The 17,592-nt window shown below is 68.2% G+C and carries 15 protein-coding genes; 4 read left to right on the top strand and 11 right to left on the bottom strand.

Translation table 11 applies throughout. The features are described from left to right. Positions 1 to 16 precede the first annotated feature (16 nt). The 3 genes from AU192_RS05200 to AU192_RS05210 are packed head-to-tail and all read right to left on the bottom strand — an operon-like array spanning position 17 to position 2,939. Entirely contained in the window at positions 17 to 610 is a 594-nt protein-coding gene (locus AU192_RS05200) for a TetR/AcrR family transcriptional regulator (protein WP_064394726.1), read from the bottom strand. Between the two features lie 41 nt (positions 611 to 651). After that, the gene (locus tag AU192_RS05205; RefSeq protein ID WP_064394727.1) at positions 652 to 2,181 is read right to left on the bottom strand and encodes a DUF7782 domain-containing protein; all 1,530 of its coding nucleotides are present in this window, start codon (positions 2,179 to 2,181) and stop codon (positions 652 to 654) included. Then, complete coding sequence (locus AU192_RS05210; RefSeq protein WP_207544904.1) at positions 2,178 to 2,939, bottom strand: SOS response-associated peptidase; 762 nt, start codon at positions 2,937 to 2,939, stop codon at positions 2,178 to 2,180. The genes AU192_RS05205 and AU192_RS05210 overlap by 4 nt, the downstream gene beginning before the upstream one ends. A gap of 44 nt (positions 2,940 to 2,983) precedes the next feature. On the opposite strand from AU192_RS05210, the gene aroA reads away from it, so the two are divergent. Both aroA and rsgA read left to right on the top strand, forming a co-directional pair. After that, positions 2,984 to 4,303, top strand: coding sequence for a 3-phosphoshikimate 1-carboxyvinyltransferase (gene aroA, locus AU192_RS05215; RefSeq protein ID WP_064394729.1), 1,320 nt, complete (start codon positions 2,984 to 2,986; stop codon positions 4,301 to 4,303). Beyond that, complete coding sequence (rsgA, locus tag AU192_RS05220) at positions 4,300 to 5,286, top strand: ribosome small subunit-dependent GTPase A (protein WP_064394730.1); 987 nt, start codon at positions 4,300 to 4,302, stop codon at positions 5,284 to 5,286. Before aroA ends, rsgA begins: the two co-directional genes overlap by 4 nt. 268 nt (positions 5,287 to 5,554) lie before the next feature. On the opposite strand, the gene AU192_RS05225 is transcribed toward rsgA, so the two are convergent. From AU192_RS05225 to AU192_RS05245, 5 genes are all read right to left on the bottom strand, one after another. Next, positions 5,555 to 6,790, bottom strand: coding sequence for a fatty acid desaturase family protein (locus AU192_RS05225; protein WP_064394731.1), 1,236 nt, complete (start codon positions 6,788 to 6,790; stop codon positions 5,555 to 5,557). Positions 6,791 to 6,859: 69 nt separating this feature from the next. Beyond that, positions 6,860 to 7,993: a ferredoxin reductase gene (locus tag AU192_RS05230; protein ID WP_064394732.1), complete on the bottom strand. Its 1,134-nt coding sequence runs from the start codon at positions 7,991 to 7,993 to the stop codon at positions 6,860 to 6,862. Positions 7,994 to 8,053: 60 nt separating this feature from the next. Next, positions 8,054 to 8,554, bottom strand: a complete 501-nt coding sequence (locus AU192_RS05235) for a DUF6912 family protein (protein ID WP_423202672.1) — start codon at positions 8,552 to 8,554, stop codon at positions 8,054 to 8,056. Positions 8,555 to 8,560: 6 nt separating this feature from the next. Further along, complete coding sequence (locus tag AU192_RS05240; RefSeq protein WP_064394734.1) at positions 8,561 to 10,315, bottom strand: BCCT family transporter; 1,755 nt, start codon at positions 10,313 to 10,315, stop codon at positions 8,561 to 8,563. A gap of 61 nt (positions 10,316 to 10,376) precedes the next feature. Beyond that, a complete protein-coding gene (locus AU192_RS05245; RefSeq protein ID WP_064394735.1) occupies positions 10,377 to 11,786 on the bottom strand; it encodes a WS/DGAT/MGAT family O-acyltransferase in 1,410 nt (469 codons plus the stop codon). A gap of 201 nt (positions 11,787 to 11,987) precedes the next feature. On the opposite strand from AU192_RS05245, the gene AU192_RS05250 reads away from it, so the two are divergent. Both AU192_RS05250 and AU192_RS05255 read left to right on the top strand, forming a co-directional pair. Next, positions 11,988 to 12,509: an Rv3235 family protein gene (locus AU192_RS05250; RefSeq protein ID WP_064394736.1), complete on the top strand. Its 522-nt coding sequence runs from the start codon at positions 11,988 to 11,990 to the stop codon at positions 12,507 to 12,509. Positions 12,510 to 12,525: 16 nt separating this feature from the next. Continuing rightward, complete coding sequence (locus tag AU192_RS05255; RefSeq protein WP_064394737.1) at positions 12,526 to 12,999, top strand: SRPBCC family protein; 474 nt, start codon at positions 12,526 to 12,528, stop codon at positions 12,997 to 12,999. Here the strand turns inward: AU192_RS05255 and secA are convergent. The 3 genes from secA to AU192_RS05270 all read right to left on the bottom strand — a co-directional run bounded on the left by secA (position 12,996) and on the right by AU192_RS05270 (position 17,573). Beyond that, positions 12,996 to 15,818: a preprotein translocase subunit SecA gene (gene secA, locus AU192_RS05260; protein WP_064394738.1), complete on the bottom strand. Its 2,823-nt coding sequence runs from the start codon at positions 15,816 to 15,818 to the stop codon at positions 12,996 to 12,998. The two genes, AU192_RS05255 and secA, sit on opposite strands and share 4 nt — an antisense overlap. A gap of 164 nt (positions 15,819 to 15,982) precedes the next feature. Then, a complete protein-coding gene (hpf, locus tag AU192_RS05265; protein WP_198957156.1) occupies positions 15,983 to 16,618 on the bottom strand; it encodes a ribosome hibernation-promoting factor, HPF/YfiA family in 636 nt (211 codons plus the stop codon). Between the two features lie 325 nt (positions 16,619 to 16,943). Beyond that, positions 16,944 to 17,573: a ComF family protein gene (locus AU192_RS05270; protein WP_064394740.1), complete on the bottom strand. Its 630-nt coding sequence runs from the start codon at positions 17,571 to 17,573 to the stop codon at positions 16,944 to 16,946. Positions 17,574 to 17,592 lie beyond the last annotated feature (19 nt).

Genomic DNA, 17,592 nt, shown 5'->3' on the forward strand with positions numbered 1-17,592 from the left:
CGGTACAGCGAATCCGTCACGATAAGTCCTCCTCGGTATCGTTGGCGCGCAACGCCTTCCACGCAGCGTCGGCAAAGGTATCGATGGTGCCCGGCGGTATCCGCTTGGCCGCTCCGGCGATCCAGTACCGGCTGTACTCCTGGGCGGGGCCCAGCCACAGCGCTGCCGTCACCCCCACGTGCATCGGCTGTAGCGCGCCGTAGCCGTGATGCGGACGCCACCAGTCTTTGATGGCTGCGAAGAAGGCGTCGTTGTGTGCACGCAGTTCCGCGCTGTCGAGCCGGGGCCCGAGCAGCAGACCGGCCTCTCCGCGATGCGCCGAGATCCACCGCAGGTGATAGGTGACACCGCCGCGGATGCCGCCCTCGGCGGTGTCGTGTCCGCGCAGCATGGTGACGAACCCGGCCTGGTATTCGCTGAGCACCTCTGCGAAGACAGCGGCGGCCAGTGAAAGTTTGTCGGGGAAATGGTGATACAGCGCGCCGACGCTCACTTCGGCCTCGCGGCGCACCTCGTCGAGGGTGGCCGAGAGCGCGCCGTCGGACGCGAAGCGGCGGCGCGCGACGGCAAGTAACCGGCTCCGCGCATCGGGACGCGTCCGCGATGGCACGAGAATTACTCTAACTCAACCGAGGAATCCTCTGTCAAGGGTCAGGTGGCCTGGTAGAGGATGCCCCGCCCGACCGCTTCCCGCACGACGGGCAGCGCGGCCCGCGCCAGCGCGTCGGCGTCGACACCGTGAACGGTTGCGAGCAGGTCGATCAACGTCCCCAGCGGTGCCTCGCCCCGGCAGCCGGCCAACAACGCCCGCCCGATCTCGTCGACGCCGATGACCGCACCTGGCCCACCGGGGCGGCGCACGGCCGCGCCGACGACCTGCCAGCCCTCGGGCCCCGGCAGCGACTGTTCGTCGAGGAACACCGGCGCCGTCGACAGCCTCGCCGCCAGCAACTGCTCGTCGGAGGTGTTGTGCAGGTACTCCCGGCGCGCGAAGAACGAGTCGACCTCGTCTCCGGTGACGGCCTCGTCGGCGCCGGTGAACGCCTCGACGATGTGCTCGGGCGGGCGGTGCTCGCCCAAACGTGGTGCACGCAACGCGATCACCCCCATACCGATGCCGGTGATGCCCTCGTCGGCGAGCCAGTCGAGCCACTGCCCTCCGCGGCGCGCCGCTTGCTCTGGATCCTCTCCGGCGTCGGCCAACCACAGCGACACATAGCTGACCGGATCGGCGAGCTCGCGCTGCACCACCCACGCGTGCAAACCGCTGCCCGCCAACCACCTTCGCACCCGATCGCCCCAGTCGTCTCGGCGGACGATCCAGTTCGCCATGACCAGCGCCGTGCCACCCGGCTCCAGGTGAGCACCTACTTGCTCGACCAGGTTGCGGCACAGGGTGTCCCCGGCAAGACCCGAGTCGCGGTAGAGGTAGTCGCGAACGCCGGCACCCACCACGAACGGCGGATTGGAGACGATGAGGTCAAAGCGCTCACCGACCACCGGCTCGAACAGGCTGCCGCGCCGCAGGTCCCAGGACATGCCGTTCAGCCGCGCGGTCGCCGCCGCGAGCGCCAGCGCTCGCCCGTTGGTGTCGGTGGCCACGATCTGCGCGCAGTGCCCGTTCAGGTGCAGCGCCTGCACTCCGCAGCCTGTGCCGAGGTCGAGCGCGCGGGCGACAGGCCTGCGCACGACCGCGCGGGCCAGCGAGACCGACGCACCGCCGATGCCGAGGACGTGGTCGCGGCGCACCGGTCCCGAGCGCATCGAGGCGTCCAGGTCGGAGACGACGAAGAAGTCGTTGACGCCGTCGCTGTGAGGCCGGACGTCAAGGGCGGCGCGCACGGTCCCCGCCGCCGCCCACTCCAGCACGCCATTCGCCACGAGTGCGTCGATATCGGGGCCGAGCGCGAGGACGACGCGGTCGCCGGGTTCGGCCGAGCCCAGCAGGAACAACCGCACCAGCACCGCCAAGCGTTGCCGCTGTGCTGTCCCGGCGTCGAGGACGCGATCGGTGGCCCTCAGGGCCGGCCACCACACTCCCCTGGCGAACGCGGCGTCGGCGTCGTCGCCGAGCAACGCGGCCACCGCGTCGGTCGTGTACCCCGCGCTGCGCAGGTCGGCGGCCAGCGCATCGACGACGGCGACATCGGACAGCGGGCCGGGCGGGTCCGGCTGCGTCAAAGCAGGGTGCCTTGTTCAGCCTGGGGTTCGACGGGCTCGATCAGCTCCGGGCCGTTGTTGCGCACGCTGTTCACCAGCCGCGACACCTCGCGGATCTCGATGCGGTCGAGGTCTCCGTGGCCGCGCAACAGCCCCTCGTCGATCGGCGCGTCGGGGTCCAGCCAGCGGTCCCAGTCGCTCGCGCTGACGGTCAACGGCATGCGGTCGTGGATGTCGGCCAGCGGTCCGGCGGCGTCGGTGGTGATGATCGTGCAGCTGAGCAGCGGTTTGGCGTCCTTGGGTGCGTCTTTTGGTCGCCACGTCGTCCACAGCCCCGCCATGAACAGCGGCTCACCGTCGCCTGCGTACATGAAGAAGGGTGTCTTGGCGCCCTTCTGGCCCTGCCATTCGTACCAGCCGTCCATCGGCACCAGGCAGCGCTTGTTCTTGGCCGAGTTGCGGAAGGCCGGCGAGGTGGTCAGCTTCTCCGAACGGGCGTTGATCAGCAGCGGCCCCTTGGTCTCGGGGCTGCCGTCCTCTTTGGCCTTCACCCACGGCGGCACCAGGCCCCAGCGCATCGACCGCAGCCGCCGGGTGGCGTCGTCGTCGGGTTCGCTGTGGCGCTGGACCACGGTGCTGACAGTCGTGGTCGGCGCGACGTTGTAGTTCGGCCCCGACGCGTCCTTACCGCCGGAGGTGGCCGCCGTGGTCTCGTCGATCGCCTTGATCTTCTCGGCCAATAGCGCCGGGTCCGTGGTCACCGCGAAACGTCCACACATGAATCCCATGGTGGCACGGCGAGCCGACAGGGGAAGATGGAGCGGTGAGCGCGCCCGCAGACCAAGAACGCCAGGCCTGGCGTGCACCGTCGACGACGGCTCCGGTGCATGCCACCGTCACCGTGCCCGGCTCGAAATCGCAGACGAACCGGGCGTTGGTGTTGGCGGCGCTGGCCACGGCCAACGGCGAATCGACGATCAGCGGGGCGCTGCGCAGCCGCGACACCGACCTGATGATCGGGGCGCTGGCCGCGCTCGGCGTGACGGTCGAGGGCCATGCCGACGAACTGTCGGTCAGCGGGCGGATCGCGCCGAGCGAGGGTGCGCGCATCGACTGTGGACTGGCCGGCACGGTGTTGCGGTTCGTGCCACCGGTGGCGGCCCTGGGCACGGCCACCGTCACGTTCGACGGTGACGAACAGGCCCGTGCCCGCCCCATCGCACCCCTTCTCGACGCGTTGCGCGGCCTCGGTGTCGACATCGACGGCGATGGGCTCCCCTTCGCGGTGCGCGGCGCCGGATCAGTCACCGGTGGGACCGTGGAGATCGATGCCTCGGCCTCGTCACAGTTCGTCTCCGGGCTGCTGCTGTCGGGAGCGGGTTTCCGCGACGGGCTCACCGTCGTGCACACCGGCGACTCGGTCCCCTCCGCGCCGCATGTGGCGATGACGGTCGCGATGCTGCGCGACGCCGGAGTCGACGTCGACGACGGCCGCGACAACCAGTGGCGGGTGTCGCCGGGGCCGGTGGCCGCCCGGCACTGGGACATCGAGCCCGACCTGTCCAACGCGGTGCCGTTCCTGGCGGCCGCGGTGGTCAGCGGCGGCAGCGTGCGGTTGACGGGCTGGCCGCGGGTCAGCACGCAACCGGCCGATGCCATCATCTCGATTCTGAAGAAGCTGGGATCGGTTGTGCAACATGGCGATACCTACCTCGAAGTGTGTGGTGCCGAGGTGTACGGCGGTATCGACGTCGACCTGCACGAGGTCGGCGAGCTCACGCCCGCCGTTGCTGCGCTGGCGGCATTGGCCTCCCCCGGCTCAGTGTCGAAGCTGTCGGGTGTCGCGCATCTGCGTGGACACGAGACCGACCGGCTCGCGGCACTTTCGGCGGAGATCAACGGTCTCGGCGGTCAGTGCGAGGAGACCGAGGACGGGTTAGCGATCACGGCCCGACCGCTGCACGGCGGGCTGTGGCGGTCCTATGCCGACCACAGGATGGCCACCGCGGGCGCGATCGTGGGGCTTCGGGTCGCCGACGTCGCGGTCGAGAATATCGACACCACCGCCAAAACGTTGCCCGGTTTCCCACAGTTGTGGGCCGACATGCTCGCGGGGCAGACGGCGGAGGTCGACCCCGCTTGAACCGACGCGAGTACGACGAGTCCGATGTCCGGGTGCGGCCCGGCCGAGGCTCGCGGCCGCGGACCAAGATTCGGCCTGAGCACGCCGACGCGCAGGAAGCGATGGTGGTGACCGTCGACCGTGGGCGATGGGGCTGCGCGCTCGGCGGCGACCCGGACCGCCGCGTGGTCGCGATGCGGGCGCGCGAACTGGGCCGCACCCCGATCGTCGTCGGCGATGAGGTAGGAATCGTCGGCGACCTGTCCGGCCGGCCCGACACGCTGGCCCGCATCGTCCGACGCGGTGAACGGCGAACGGTGTTGCGCCGCACCGCCGATGACACCGACCCGACCGAGCGGGTCGTGGTGGCCAACGCCGACCAACTGCTGATCGTCGTCGCGCTGGCTGACCCGCCGCCGCGCACCGGGCTGGTCGAGCGCGCGCTGATCGCGGCCTATGCCGGCGGGCTGGAGCCAATCCTGTGCCTGACGAAGACGGATCTCGCTCCGCCCGAACCATTTGCGGCGCAATTCGCCGATCTTGATCTGAAAATCACCACGGCGGGTCGCGACGATCCGCTCGACGCGGTGGCCCCGATGCTCGCGGGGCGGGTCACCGTTCTGCTCGGGCATTCGGGGGTCGGAAAGTCGACGCTGGTGAATCGTCTTGTCCCCCAGGCGGAGCGGGCCACCGGAGAGGTGACCGACGTCGGGAAGGGCAGACATACGTCGACCCAGTCGGTGGCGCTGCCGCTGGAGTTCGGCGGGTGGGTGATCGATACGCCCGGCATCCGGTCGTTCGGACTGGCGCACATCGAACCCGATGATGTGCTGCTGGCGTTTTCGGATCTGGCCGAGGCGATCAAGGACTGCCCGCGCGGATGTGGGCACATGGGTGCGCCCGCCGATCCGGAGTGCGCACTCGACACGTTGACCGGCCCCGCGTTCGACCGTGTCGCCGCCGCCCGCCGGCTGCTGGCCGCCCTGCACGAGTCAGACTGGTAGCGCGCGCCTCGCACCCGTTGCGCGAGCGTGCGCGTCTGCATCCGACACGCCGCTGATTTACGGCAGTTTGTGCACGCCCGTCGTCGACGAGAGTGCGTGAAGTGCTGTCGACGCGGGACGGCTCGGCGCCGGACGCACGGTCACCGCGGCGCCAACGTGCGCAAAGTGTCGAGAATGCGCGGCGTGTCGTGCGCAAGCACGCACGCTCGCGCCACATGAGAGTGCGCTGGCGCCACATGAGAGTGCGCTCGCGCCACTGGAGAGTGCGCTAGGCGGCCAGTTTGGCGGCGCGCTTCTCGCGGCGACGGGCCCGCACGGCCGCGATTGACGACTTGAGACCACGCCGTTGGGTCGGCTCCAGTTCGGCGAACATCCGCTCGCTGCGCGTCTCCGGCGCATCGTCGGCGGTGTCGCGCAGGTACTTGTCCGGCAGCGACAGTTTGGCGATGGTCCGCCATGTCTTGCCGTACTGCACCAGGAACGAACCGGTCGTGTAGGGCAGGTCGTACTTGTCGCACACCTGCTGCACCCGGACCGAGATTTCGTGCAGCCGGTTACTCGGAAGGTCCGGATACAGATGGTGCTCGATCTGATGGCACAGATTGCCGCTCATGAACCGCAGTACCGGGCCGCCCTCGAAGTTGGCACTGCCCAGCATCTGTCGCAGATACCACTGGCCCTTGCTCTCACCGACCATGTCGGTCTTGGTGAATTTCTCTGCGCCGTCAGGGAAGTGACCGCAGAAGATGACCGCATTCGACCAGACGTTGCGGATCACGTTCGCGACCGCGTTCGCCGTCAGCGTCGACCGGTATGTCGCACCGGGCGACAGCGAGGTCAATGCGGGGTAGGCGACGTAGTCCTTGACCAACTGCGCGCCCGCCTTGGCGGCGAATTCGCGCGCCCGGATCTTGCTTTCGTCGCGGTTGTCCCTGCCCTTGAAGATCTTGCCCAACTCCACGTGCTGCAGGCCGACGCCCCACTCGAAGCCGAGCGCGAGAATCGTGTTGTACAGCAGGTTTCCGAGGTTGAACGGCTTCCACTTGGTGTCCCGGGTGACCCGTAACAGGCCATAGCCCACGTCGTCGTCCATGCCCAGGATGTTGGTGTACTTGTGATGCATGAAGTTGTGGGTGAAGCGCCAGTGCTTGGACGAACCACTCATGTCCCACTCCCACGTCGAGGAGTGAATCTCGGGATCGTTCATCCAATCCCACTGCCCGTGCATGACGTTGTGGCCGATCTCCATGTTCTCGATGATCTTGGCCACGCCCAGGGTCACGGTTCCTGCCCACCAGGCCGAGCGGCGTGAGCTTGCCGCCAGCATCAGGCGGCCCGCGACCTCCAGCGCACGCTGGCCGGCGATGGTGCGACGGATATAGCGCGCGTCGCGCTCACCGCGGGAGTCTTCGATGTCCTGCCGGATCGCATCCAGTTCCACAGCCAGACTCTCGATATCCGCGTCAGTCAGATGCGCGAATTCGGGAACGTCAGTGATTGCCATCGTCAAGCCTCCTCTCGCGTGCCTACGATACCGTAACCTACGTACCCGTAGGTTACCGGCCAGTAAACCTCAGACATCGAGCACGCAATCGCCCGATGCCGCGGAGATACAGGTCTGCACTCGGCTGCCCGGCTCGTGTTCAACACCGGTGCGCAGGTCACGGACGTGGCCCTCGACCAGGCCCACCACGCATGATTGGCAGATACCCATCCGGCAGCCGAACGGCATCTGGACCCCGACCTGCTCCCCGGCGTCCATCAGCGGAGTCGCGGCGTCCACGGTGGCCGTCTTGCCGCTGCGCGCGAACTCCACGGTGCCGCCCTGCCCGTGCACGGCGGCCTTGGACACCGCGAAACGCTCAAGGTGCAGGCGTTCGCCGAGGCCGGCACTCGACCAGCACCGCTGGGCGGCATCGAGTATGCCCTCGGGACCACACGCCCAGGTCTGTCGCTCGCGCCAGTCGGGCACCTCGTCGTCGAGGCGCGACAGGTCCAGCCGGCCCTGGGTGCGCGTCGCGCGTGTCCGCAGTCGGTAGGAATGGTGCGCAAGGGCCAGCTCGGCGAGTTCGGAGGCGAACATCACATCGGATTCGGTTGGCGCAGAATGCAAATGAACGATATCGGTGATCTGGTCGCGGCGGGCCAGCGTCCGCAGCATCGACATCACCGGCGTGATACCGGAGCCGCCGGTGAGGAACAGCACCTTCGCCGGGGCGGGGTCGGGCATGACGAAGTTGCCCTGCGGCGCGGCCAGCCGCACGATCGTGCCGGGCGCCAACCCGTCGACCAGATGCGTCGACAGGAACCCTTCGGGCATGGCCTTGACCGTGATGGTGATGGTTCGGGTGGTGCGCGACGGCGCCGAGGTCAGCGAATAGGACCGCCAGCGCCAACGGCCGTCGATCTGCACGCCGATTCCGATGTACTGACCGGGCTGGTAGTCGAACGAGAAGCCCCAGCCCGGCTTGATGACCAGCGTCGCCGAGTCCTCGGTTTCGCGTCGGACGCTCAGCACCCGGCCGCGCAGTTCGCGCGCCGACCACAGCGGGTTGGCGAGTTTGAGGTAGTCGTCGGGCAACAGCGGCGTAGTGACCCGTCCCACGATGGTCCGCAGCGCGCGCAGGCCCGGGTTCTTGGTCCCGGCGACCGTCGGCTTCACCGTGTCGGCGACGTTGGCCGACACCTTGATGGAGTTCTTGGCCATGAACCTACGGTACCGTAACTTACGACAGCCGTATCCAGCCGGGATCAGGGCCGACGGGGCTCAGAGCAGGTCGAGCAGGAACGGCAACTCCTGCGGCGCGTACCAAGCCAGGTCGTGGTCCTGGGCATCACCGACGACGAAGTCGGCATCCTCGTCGCCGAGGTCCGCGTCGTCGACGGCCTCGATCGCGGGCAACACCGCGGACTCGGCTTCGGCATTGTCGACATAGGCGGCGATGACGTCCTCCAAGGCGACCGGACCGGCCAGCCGCACCACCGCGTCATCGAGATCGGGGCGCGGCGTCACGCCGTCGACCTCGGCCTCCACCACCGCGCGGCGCGGCGGCAGGTCGCCCACCCCTTCGCTTCCGAGCAGGCGCAGCGACGCCAGCGCGGCTTCCCGGCGTGCGACCTCGGCGAGTTCTTCGTCGTCGCCCTCGGCGTAGGACTCGCGCAGGGAGGGCGTCACCGCAAACGCCGTACCGCTGCGGGCATGGAGCACCCGGTCGGCCACGAGCTGCTGCAGCATGGTCAGGGTCGCGGGGATGTAGACGCGCACCAGGCGAGATTAGTCGTCGGGCGATTTCTCGCTCGCCGGATCCTTCTCCACCGAGATGACGAAGTCGTCACCGTGCTCCGTGACGCCGTGGATGACCGCGCTGTCGACGGCCTCTTCGGCATACTTCTTTCGCACCATCATCGGGTCGCGGCGCAGGTCCTTGACCAACCCCACGGCCAGGCCGACCATCACCACGACGAACGGCAGCGCCGCGATGATGGTGATGGACTGCAACCCGGTCAACGCGTCCTCCCCGCCGACCAGCAGCATCACCGCAGCGACGGCGCCGGTGGCTACACCCCAGAAGATCACGGTGGCTCGACCGGGTCTGATCGTGCCGCGTTCGGACAGCGATCCCATCACCACCGACGCGGCGTCCGCGCCGGAGACGAAGAAGATCGCCACCAGCGCCATCACCAGCACGCTGGCGATGGTCGCGATCGGATACTGCTCGAGCAGGCCGAAGAGCTGAGCCTCGATGCTGCCTTCGCCGGCGAGGTCGGTGCCCTCCTCCTGTACGCGGATCGCCGAACCGCCGAACACCGCGAACCACACCAGTGACACCAGGCTCGGCACCAACAACACGCCGGTGACGAACTGACGGATGGTGCGCCCCCGCGAGATCCGCGCGATGAACATGCCGACGAACGGCGTCCACGACACCCACCACGCCCAGTAGAAGATCGTCCACGACTGCAGCCACACGTTGACCGCGGAGCCTTCGGCGCCGGTGCGCGCCGACATCATCGCGAAGTCCGCCATGTAGCTGCCCAGCGATGTCGGCAGCAGGTTGAGGATGAAAACCGTTGGCCCGACGACGAATACGAATAACGCGAGCACCATCGCCAGCACCATGTTGATGTTGGACAGCCACTGGATGCCGCGCGCGACCCCGGAGACCGCCGACAGCACGAACGCCATCGTGAGCACCGTGATGATGACGACGAGGATGGCGTTGCCGGTTTCCCCGATACCGCCGACGATCTGCAGGCCGCTGCGGATCTGCAGCGCACCCAGACCGAGCGAGGCGGCCGAGCCGAACAGCGTGGCGAAGATCGCCAGCATGTCGATGACCTTGCCCCACGGTCCGTTGGCGCGCGAGCCCAGCAGCGGTTCGAACGCCGCGCTGATCAGCTGCAGTCGGCCCTTGCGGTAGACGCCGTAGGCGATCGCCAGACCGACCACCGCGTAGATCGCCCACGGGTGCAGCGACCAGTGGAACAGCGTGGTGGCCATCGCGGTCTGCACGGCCTCGGTGTTGCCCGGCTCGCCGGTGCCCGGTGGCGGTGTCGCGTAGTGCGAAAGCGGCTCGGCCACCCCGAAGAACATCAGCCCGATCCCCATGCCGGCGCTGAACATCATCGCGACCCACGACACCCCGTGGAACTCGGGTTCCTCGTCGTCACGACCAAGTGGGATGGCGCCGAAGCGACCGATCGCCAGCCACAGGATGAACACCACGAAACCGGAGGCCGTCAGCACGAACAGCCACCCGGTGGTGTCCATGACCCACGTCAGCGCCCTGTCCGAAGCGGAGGCCAGCGACTCCGTGCTGACGAAGCCCCACACCAGGAAGGCAATCGCAATGACCGCGGTGACCCCGAAGACGATCCAGTCCACGCCGCGCGAGCGGGTGAACGCGTCATCGTGTGGCGGCAGGTCGAGTGCCGGGTGGGGTACGACGGAATCGGTCGGCGATCGAAATGCGCGCTGTGTGGCGGACCTGGCTTTTCCTGGCGTCTCGTTCTCTGCGCTCGTCGTCATGGTGACCCAATTCGACCCCGCTGGCAGTGAGAGAGTCAATCCCGCAAACGCACAGAGGGTGTTATTGGGCCGCTTCTAGCAGTTCTTCCATCGATTCGCGCAGCAGACTCGGCAAAACATCGACGTCGCTCATCGCGTCGCGGTCGGCATTGATGCCGAAGTAGACCATGCCGTGGTAGGACGTCACCCCCAGCGCCAGCACCTGGTTGCTCAAAAGCGGCGGTACCGCGTAGGTCTCCAGCAGTTTGGTGCCCGCGATGTACATCTGATGCTGTGCGCCCGGCACGTTGGTGATCAGCAGGTTGAACTGGCGCGCCGAGAACGTGGTCGCCACCCGGATGCCCATCGCGTGCAGGGTCGGCGGCGCGAACCCGGACAGCGTCACGATGGTTCTCGCGTCGACCAGGCTGGCGGCGGTGGACGCCGATTCGGTGGCGTGGGCGATCTGCGAGAGCCGCACCACCGGGTTGCCCTCACCGACGGGAAGGTCGACGAGGAACGGCGTCACCTCGCTGATGGCCTGGCCCGGGCCGGTCGCGTCGAGTTCGGCATCCGGATACACCGACATGGGCGCCATCGCCCGCACCCTCGCGGTCGAGGTCACCGGTTCACCGCGCGACATCAGCCAATTGCGTAACGCGCCGGCCACCACGGCCAGCACCACGTCGTTGACGTCGCAGTCGTAGCGGGCGCGCACCGCGCGGAAGTCCTCGAGCCGCCCGCAGGCGACGGTGAACCGCCGGTTGCGCGACACGGTGGTGTTCAGCGGGCTGCTCGGCGCGGTGCCGCGCGCCACGGTGCGGACCACCTCGAGGGCACGGCGGCCCATGTCGACCAACTGGCCCGCGTTGGTGGCGACGTCGACGACGGCGTTGCGGACCGCACTGATCTGCTCGGCGGGCCGCGTGATCCACTCGCCGAGCGCACCGAGCAGCAACTGCCGATCGCTGGGCTCGCGCAACGGGATCCAGATGTCCTCACCGAACTCCGGCGGCTTCTGGGTGCGGTCGGCGATGACGTGGCCGATCTCGAGGGCAGTCATGCCGTTCACCAACGCCTGGTGCGACTTCGTGTAGATCGCGAGGCGGTTCTTGGCCAGGCCTTCGATCAGGTACATCTCCCACAACGGCCGCGACCTGTCCAGCGGCCGGGACCCGAGCCGCGCGATGAGCTCGTGCAACTGGGCGTCGCTGCCCGGCGACGGCAGCGCGGAGCGACGGATGTGGTAGGTGATGTCGAAGTCGCGATCGTCCACCCACACCGGGCGCGCCAGGCCCAACGTCACCTCACGCACCTTCTGCCGGTAGCGGGGTATCTGCGGCAGCCGCTGTTCGACGGTGGCCAGCAGGGTCTCGTAGCTCAGGCCGCTGCGGGGTTTGCGAAGGATCGACAGCGAACCCACGTACATCGGCGTCGACGTGTTCTCCAGGCGGTAGAACGACGCGTCCGCCGTCGACAACCGGGTGACCATCGCGACGTCGTCCCTCCCCTGTACTGCCGCGGTCCGACCGCGGGCGCCGAAGTCCCCGCCACGCTATAGGCAAACCCCGCAGATGCGCATCACGGGTGCTTATCGCTGTCTCGGAGGCCCCGCGGACCGTGCGATCATGGTGGTGTCTGCCCACTCTCCAGCAGACGGGTCCCGTCTCGTCGAGTCGCTGGAGAACGCGTTGTGACATCCTTTCGCACCCCTGCCGAGGCCGCGTCCGGCCCCGACGAACAGCGACCGGCTGCACTAGTGGCGCCGGTCATCGACTGTGAACCGCCTCCCCTCGGTGTCGGCGCCTGCCCGCCACCGTCGCCAAAAGCGCTGCGCCGCCGACCATCCGCTGGTGTACACGCTCGGCACCCGCAAGCGCCGGTCCCCGCCGAGCCCGCCCCGCCGCGCGCGGCGGTCGCCTTCGCCGATGCGGCGTTGCGCAGGGTGCTCGAGGTGATCGACCGGCGGCGCCCCGTCGCCCAGTTGCAGCCGCTGTTGGCACCGGCGCTGATCGAAACCGTGCTCGCGTTCACCCGCCACCCGCACTCGACCGTCGCCACCCTGCGCCGGGTCAGGGTGCGCGTGACCGATGACGACGGTCCGGCCGCGGAGGTATTCGGCACTTACAGTCGCGGACAGCGCATCCGCGCGATCGCGGCGCGCATCGCGTACGACGGCCGGCGCTGGCGGGTGGTCGCGCTGCAGATCGGTTGAGCGCTAGCCTGCTCGCGTGCAGGGAGACTCGATCAGCGTGCAGCGCGTCATCAAGGCGCCCCCGGACGCGATCTTCGCCTTACTCGCCGACGCCGGCAGGCATCCGGCCTTCGACGGCTCGGGCACCGTCGCTCACACATCCGGCGAGAAGTCTCAACCTCTCTCTGCCGGTGCGACATTCGGCATGGCGATGCGCGGAAGGCCCGAATCGCTGTTCCTTGGGTACCGGACCACCAACACCGTCGTCGAGTTCGAACCCGACCGCCGCATCGCGTGGAAGACGACGATGGGTCCCCTCGGGCTGATCGGCGGGCGCGTCTGGCGCTACGAGCTCGAACCGACGCCAGAGGGCACGCTGGTGCGTGAAACCTGGGACGTATCCGAGGACCGGCAACGCCTGCTGCTCAAGAGGGGCGGCGCACCCAAGCAAGCCGAAGACGGGATGCGGGCCACGCTGGGCCGGATCGCCGCGCTCGTCGAGCCCTCTTAACGCCTGCGCATCGCCTTTTGCTCACGGGCCTGCTGGCGCGCGGCTTCGCGCCGCTGCTTGCGGGTGCCGCCGCTGGGCGCCGCCTGCCGCGGGGCGCCACTGCCGTTGCCCGACCGCTGCACCTCGGCCGAGCCGTCCTCCGACGGCCCGGTGTAGGTCAGCGGACGCGACTCGTCGTCGATTCCCTTGGCGCGCAGGCCCGTTTCGGTCGGCCGTTCCTTGGTCGCCACCCCACCCTGGGCTTGGGCGGCGGCGGCCTCGGCGAACTCGCTCAGACCGGACGGCGGTGCGACCGGGGCGACGGTCGGCTGCGGCGCGGGTTCGACTGCGACGTTGAACAGGAACCCGACCGACTCCTCCTTGAGCCCCTCGAGCATTCCGATGAACATGTCGTAACCCTCGCGCTGGTACTCGACGAGCGGATCGCGCTGCGCCATCGCCCGCAGCCCGATGCCCTCCTTGAGGTAGTCCATCTCGTAGAGGTGTTCGCGCCACTTGCGGTCCAGCACGTTGAGCAGCACGTTGCGCTCCAACTGGCGCATCGCGCCTTCGCCCGCGATTTCCTCGATCTGCTTCTCCCGCTCGGCGTATGCGCGGTCGGCGTCGGCGATCAACGCCTCCAGCAGTTCCTCGCGCGTCAACTCGCCGGGCTCACCGATCGCGTCGGAGTCGATCAGGTCGTGGTGGTCGATGCCCACGGGGTACAGCTGCCGCAGCGCGGTCCAGAGCTGTTCGAGATCCCAGTCCTCGGAGTAGCCCTCAGCCGTGGCCCCGTCGACGTAGGCGGTGATCACGTCGACGAGCATGTTGCGGGCCTGTTCGGCGAGGTTCTCGCCCTCCAGGATGCGCCTGCGCTCCTCGTAGATGACGACGCGCTGCTTGTTCATCACCTCGTCGTACTTGAGGACGTTCTTGCGGACCTCGAAGTTCTGCTGCTCGACCTGCGTCTGCGCGCTCTTGATGGCGCGGGTGACCATCTTCGCCTCGATCGGCACGTCGTCGGGCAGGTTGAGCCTGGTCAGCAACGCCTCCAGGGTGGCGCCGTTGAACCGTCGCATCAGCTCGTCACCCAGCGACAGGTAGAACCGGGATTCGCCGGGGTCACCCTGGCGGCCGGAGCGGCCGCGCAGCTGGTTGTCGATGCGGCGGGACTCGTGCCGTTCGGTGCCCAGCACGTACAGCCCGCCCGCGGCGATGACGTCCTCGGCCTCGCGCGCGCATTCGGCTTTGACCGCGGACAGCGTCTCGTGCCAGACCTTCTCGTACTCGTCCGGCGTCTCCACCGGGTCCAGGCCGCGTTCGCGCAACCGCTTGTCGGTGAGGAAGTCCGGGTTGCCGCCGAGCACAATGTCGGTACCGCGGCCCGCCATGTTCGTCGCGACGGTGATCGCGCCCAGCCGGCCGGCCTCGGCGATGATCGAGGCCTCCTGCTCGTGGTACTTCGCGTTGAGCACGTTGTGCGGGATTCTGCGCTTGGTGAACTGGCGCGACAGGTACTCCGAGCGCTCCACGCTGGTGGTGCCGATCAGGACCGGCTGCCCCTTCTCGTAGCGCTCGGCGACGTCGTCGACGACCGCGATGTACTTGGCCTCTTCGGTCTTGTAGATCAGGTCGGACTGGTCGGCGCGGATCATCGGCTTGTTGGTCGGGATGGGAACCACGCCGAGCTTGTAGATCTCGTGCAGCTCGGCCGCCTCGGTCTGCGCCGTGCCGGTCATGCCTGCGAGCTTGTCGTAGAGGCGGAAGTAGTTCTGCAGCGTGATCGTGGCCAGGGTCTGGTTCTCGGCCTTGATCTCGACGCGCTCCTTGGCCTCGATGGCCTGGTGCATGCCCTCGTTGTAGCGACGGCCGACCAGCACGCGACCGGTGAATTCGTCGACGATGAGCACGTCACCGTCGCGCACGATGTAGTCCTTGTCGCGCTGGAACAGCTCCTTGGCCTTGAGCGCGTTGTTCAGGTAGCTGACCAGCGGCGAGTTGGCCGCCTCGTAGAGGTTGTCGATGCCCAGCTGGTCCTCGACGAACTCGACGCCGAGTTCGTGCACACCGACGGTGCGCTTGCGGATGTCGACCTCGTAGTGGACGTCCTTTTCCATCAGCGGCACGATCCGCGCGAACTCGGTGTACCACTGCGACGCGCCGTCGGCGGGGCCGGAGATGATCAGCGGGGTGCGGGCCTCGTCGATGAGGATGGAGTCGACCTCGTCGACAATCGCGAAGTTGTGTCCGCGCTGGACCAGGTCGGCCAGGGAGTGCGCCATGTTGTCGCGCAGGTAGTCGAAGCCGAACTCGTTGTTGGTGCCGTACGTGATGTCGGCGGCGTAGGCGGTCCGCCGCTGGTCGGGGGTCATCTGCGCCAGGATCACGTCGACCTCCAGGCCGAGGAAGCGGTGCACACGGCCCATCCACTCGGCGTCGCGCCTGGCCAGGTAGTCGTTCACCGTGACGATGTGCACGCCCTTGCCCGACAGTGCGTTGAGGTAGGCCGGGAGCACGCCGGTCAGCGTCTTACCCTCACCGGTCTTCATCTCGGCGACGTTGCCGAAGTGCAGCGCCGCGCCGCCCATCAACTGCACCTTGAACGGCTTCTGGTCGAGCACTCGCCAGGCCGCCTCGCGGGCGACGGCGAACGCTTCGGGCAGCAGGTCGTCAAGGCTTTCGCCGTTGTCCACGCGCTTTTTGAACTCGTCGGTCTTGGCCCGCAGTTCAGCGTCGGTCAGCTTCTCGACGTCGCCTTCCAGGGAGTCGACGTAGTCGGCCACCCCCTTGAGGCGTTTGACCATCCGGCCCTCGCCGAGACGCAGCAACTTTTGCAGCACGCTAGTTCCCCTATGGGTTTGGAAGTCTTGAGCTCAACCCATGGTAGGCGACATGCACCCAGACCCGGCCCAGCTGCGTCAGGCCGGGCGAAATAGTGGTCGGTCCGGTTCGGGTGAGCCGGACCGACCACGCGGCTCAGGCGAGCCGAATTAAGCCTCCCGGCTCAGGCGAGCCGAATTAAGCCGTAGTCGTAGGCGTGCCTGCGGTAGACCACGGAGGGCAGGTCGCTCTCCTTGTCATGAAAGAGAAAGAAGTCGTGGCCGACCAGTTCCATCTGCGACAGCGCGTCGTCGACGGTCATCGGGGTGGCCGGGTGCTCCTTGATCCGCACGATGCGGCCGGGCTCGTGCTCGTCGAGCGCCGCGCCGTCGTGTTCGGGCGGCGTCGCGGTCAGCGGCTCGGGTGGTGCGGTGACCGCGGTGGCCTTGGCGACCGAAACCGGGGTCTTGTCGCCGTAGTGGATCTTGCGGCGATCACGCGCACGGCGCAGCCGCTCGGCGAGCTTGTCCACCGCTGATTCCATCGCGCCGTAGAAGCTGTCGGCACAGGCTTCGGCGCGGACCACCGGGCCGCGGCCGCGCGCGGTGATCTCCACGTGTTGGCAGTACTTGCGTTGACGTCGGTTCCGCTCGTGGTCGAGCTCGACGTCGAACAGATAGATCGTGCGGTCGAATCGTTCCAGGCGTGACAGTTTCTCTGCGACGTACGTGCGGAAGTGGTCGGGGATCTCGACGTTGCGACCGGTGACCGCGACTTCGGCGCGCGGTCGGGTTTCGGGCGTTTCGTCCTCGATCACCATCGTTCGGGAGTCCAGGGATTGGCTTGACATGCTTGGCAACTCGTTTCTTCGGCGTCCGCACGCGTGAGCGTGCCCGGGTTGTCGTGATCCGCACCGACGGGGCTTTGCATGTCTCGCCGCTCGCCGGTGCAAGGTGTCGTCTACTCACCTCCTACCGCGTCGGCGATGCTGGCGCTTCGTATCTGAGCGCCGGCCGTGAGTCATTCACGGGTGTTGAAGCCGACGGTAGCCGCGTTCACCCGGTAGTGCCAGTGAATCCGGGTACCTGTTTCCAGTTCTTCACCTCGGTCTGATATGTGAGCCTGGATTCGGCCTCGCGGCGCGGTCACGCGTTTGCCACAACCAGCACGGCCGCCACGCGCGCCCCAACGGTGTGCAGCACGCGAACCGACTCGGCGGCGGTGGCGCCGGTGGTGACGATGTCGTCGACGACGAGTACTTCGTCCGCGACGGGCCGCACGACCCGGACCCGCCCGCCGATGTTGCGCTGTCGATCGGCGGTGGACAACCCGACCGAATCCGCCACGAGAGCGCGTGTGCGCAGCGCCTGGACGACGCCCACCCCCGGCAGGTCGGCGGCGGCGGTACGGGCCATCCGGGTCACCGGGTCGCCGCCGCGGCGCCGGGCCGACCACCGGCGGGTCGGTGCGGGGACCACCGTCAGCGGGGTATCGAGAAGACCCCAGGTCAGCAGGTGGGACAGGCCGGCCCGCAGCGCGCCGGCGAGTGGGCGCAGCAGATCGGTTCGGCCATGCTCCTTGACCGCGATGACGGCTGCTCGCCGCGGCCCCGCGTAACGGCCCAGGGAGTACACCGGGACGCCGGGGTCCACGCGCGGTGAGACGAGGTGCGGATCGTCTGCCCTGACCGTCAGCGTCGACGCGCACGCCGCGCACCACCGCGTCGACGGTGCGCCGCAGCCGCCGCACTGCAGCGGGAGAACGAGATCGAGCACGCCGTCAGTGTGGCGGTGA

Origin of the sequence: Mycobacterium lehmannii (genome assembly GCF_001499925.1) — a bacterium.
GTDB classification, from domain to species: Bacteria; Actinomycetota; Actinomycetes; order Mycobacteriales; family Mycobacteriaceae; genus Mycobacterium; species Mycobacterium lehmannii.

Excerpts from the sequence above, each read along its gene's own strand:
- AU192_RS05230 (WP_064394732.1), bottom strand. The coding sequence starts at position 7,993 with ATGGCCAAGAACTCCATCAAGGTGTCGGCCAACGTCGCCGACACGGTG.
- AU192_RS05225 (WP_064394731.1), bottom strand. The coding sequence starts at position 6,790 with ATGGCAATCACTGACGTTCCCGAATTCGCGCATCTGACTGACGCGGAT.
- hpf (WP_198957156.1), bottom strand. The coding sequence starts at position 16,618 with ATGGTGATCGAGGACGAAACGCCCGAAACCCGACCGCGCGCCGAAGTC.
- AU192_RS05210 (WP_207544904.1), bottom strand. The coding sequence starts at position 2,939 with ATGTGTGGACGTTTCGCGGTGACCACGGACCCGGCGCTATTGGCCGAG.
- AU192_RS05240 (WP_064394734.1), bottom strand. The coding sequence starts at position 10,315 with ATGACGACGAGCGCAGAGAACGAGACGCCAGGAAAAGCCAGGTCCGCC.
- AU192_RS05245 (WP_064394735.1), bottom strand. The coding sequence starts at position 11,786 with ATGGTCACCCGGTTGTCGACGGCGGACGCGTCGTTCTACCGCCTGGAG.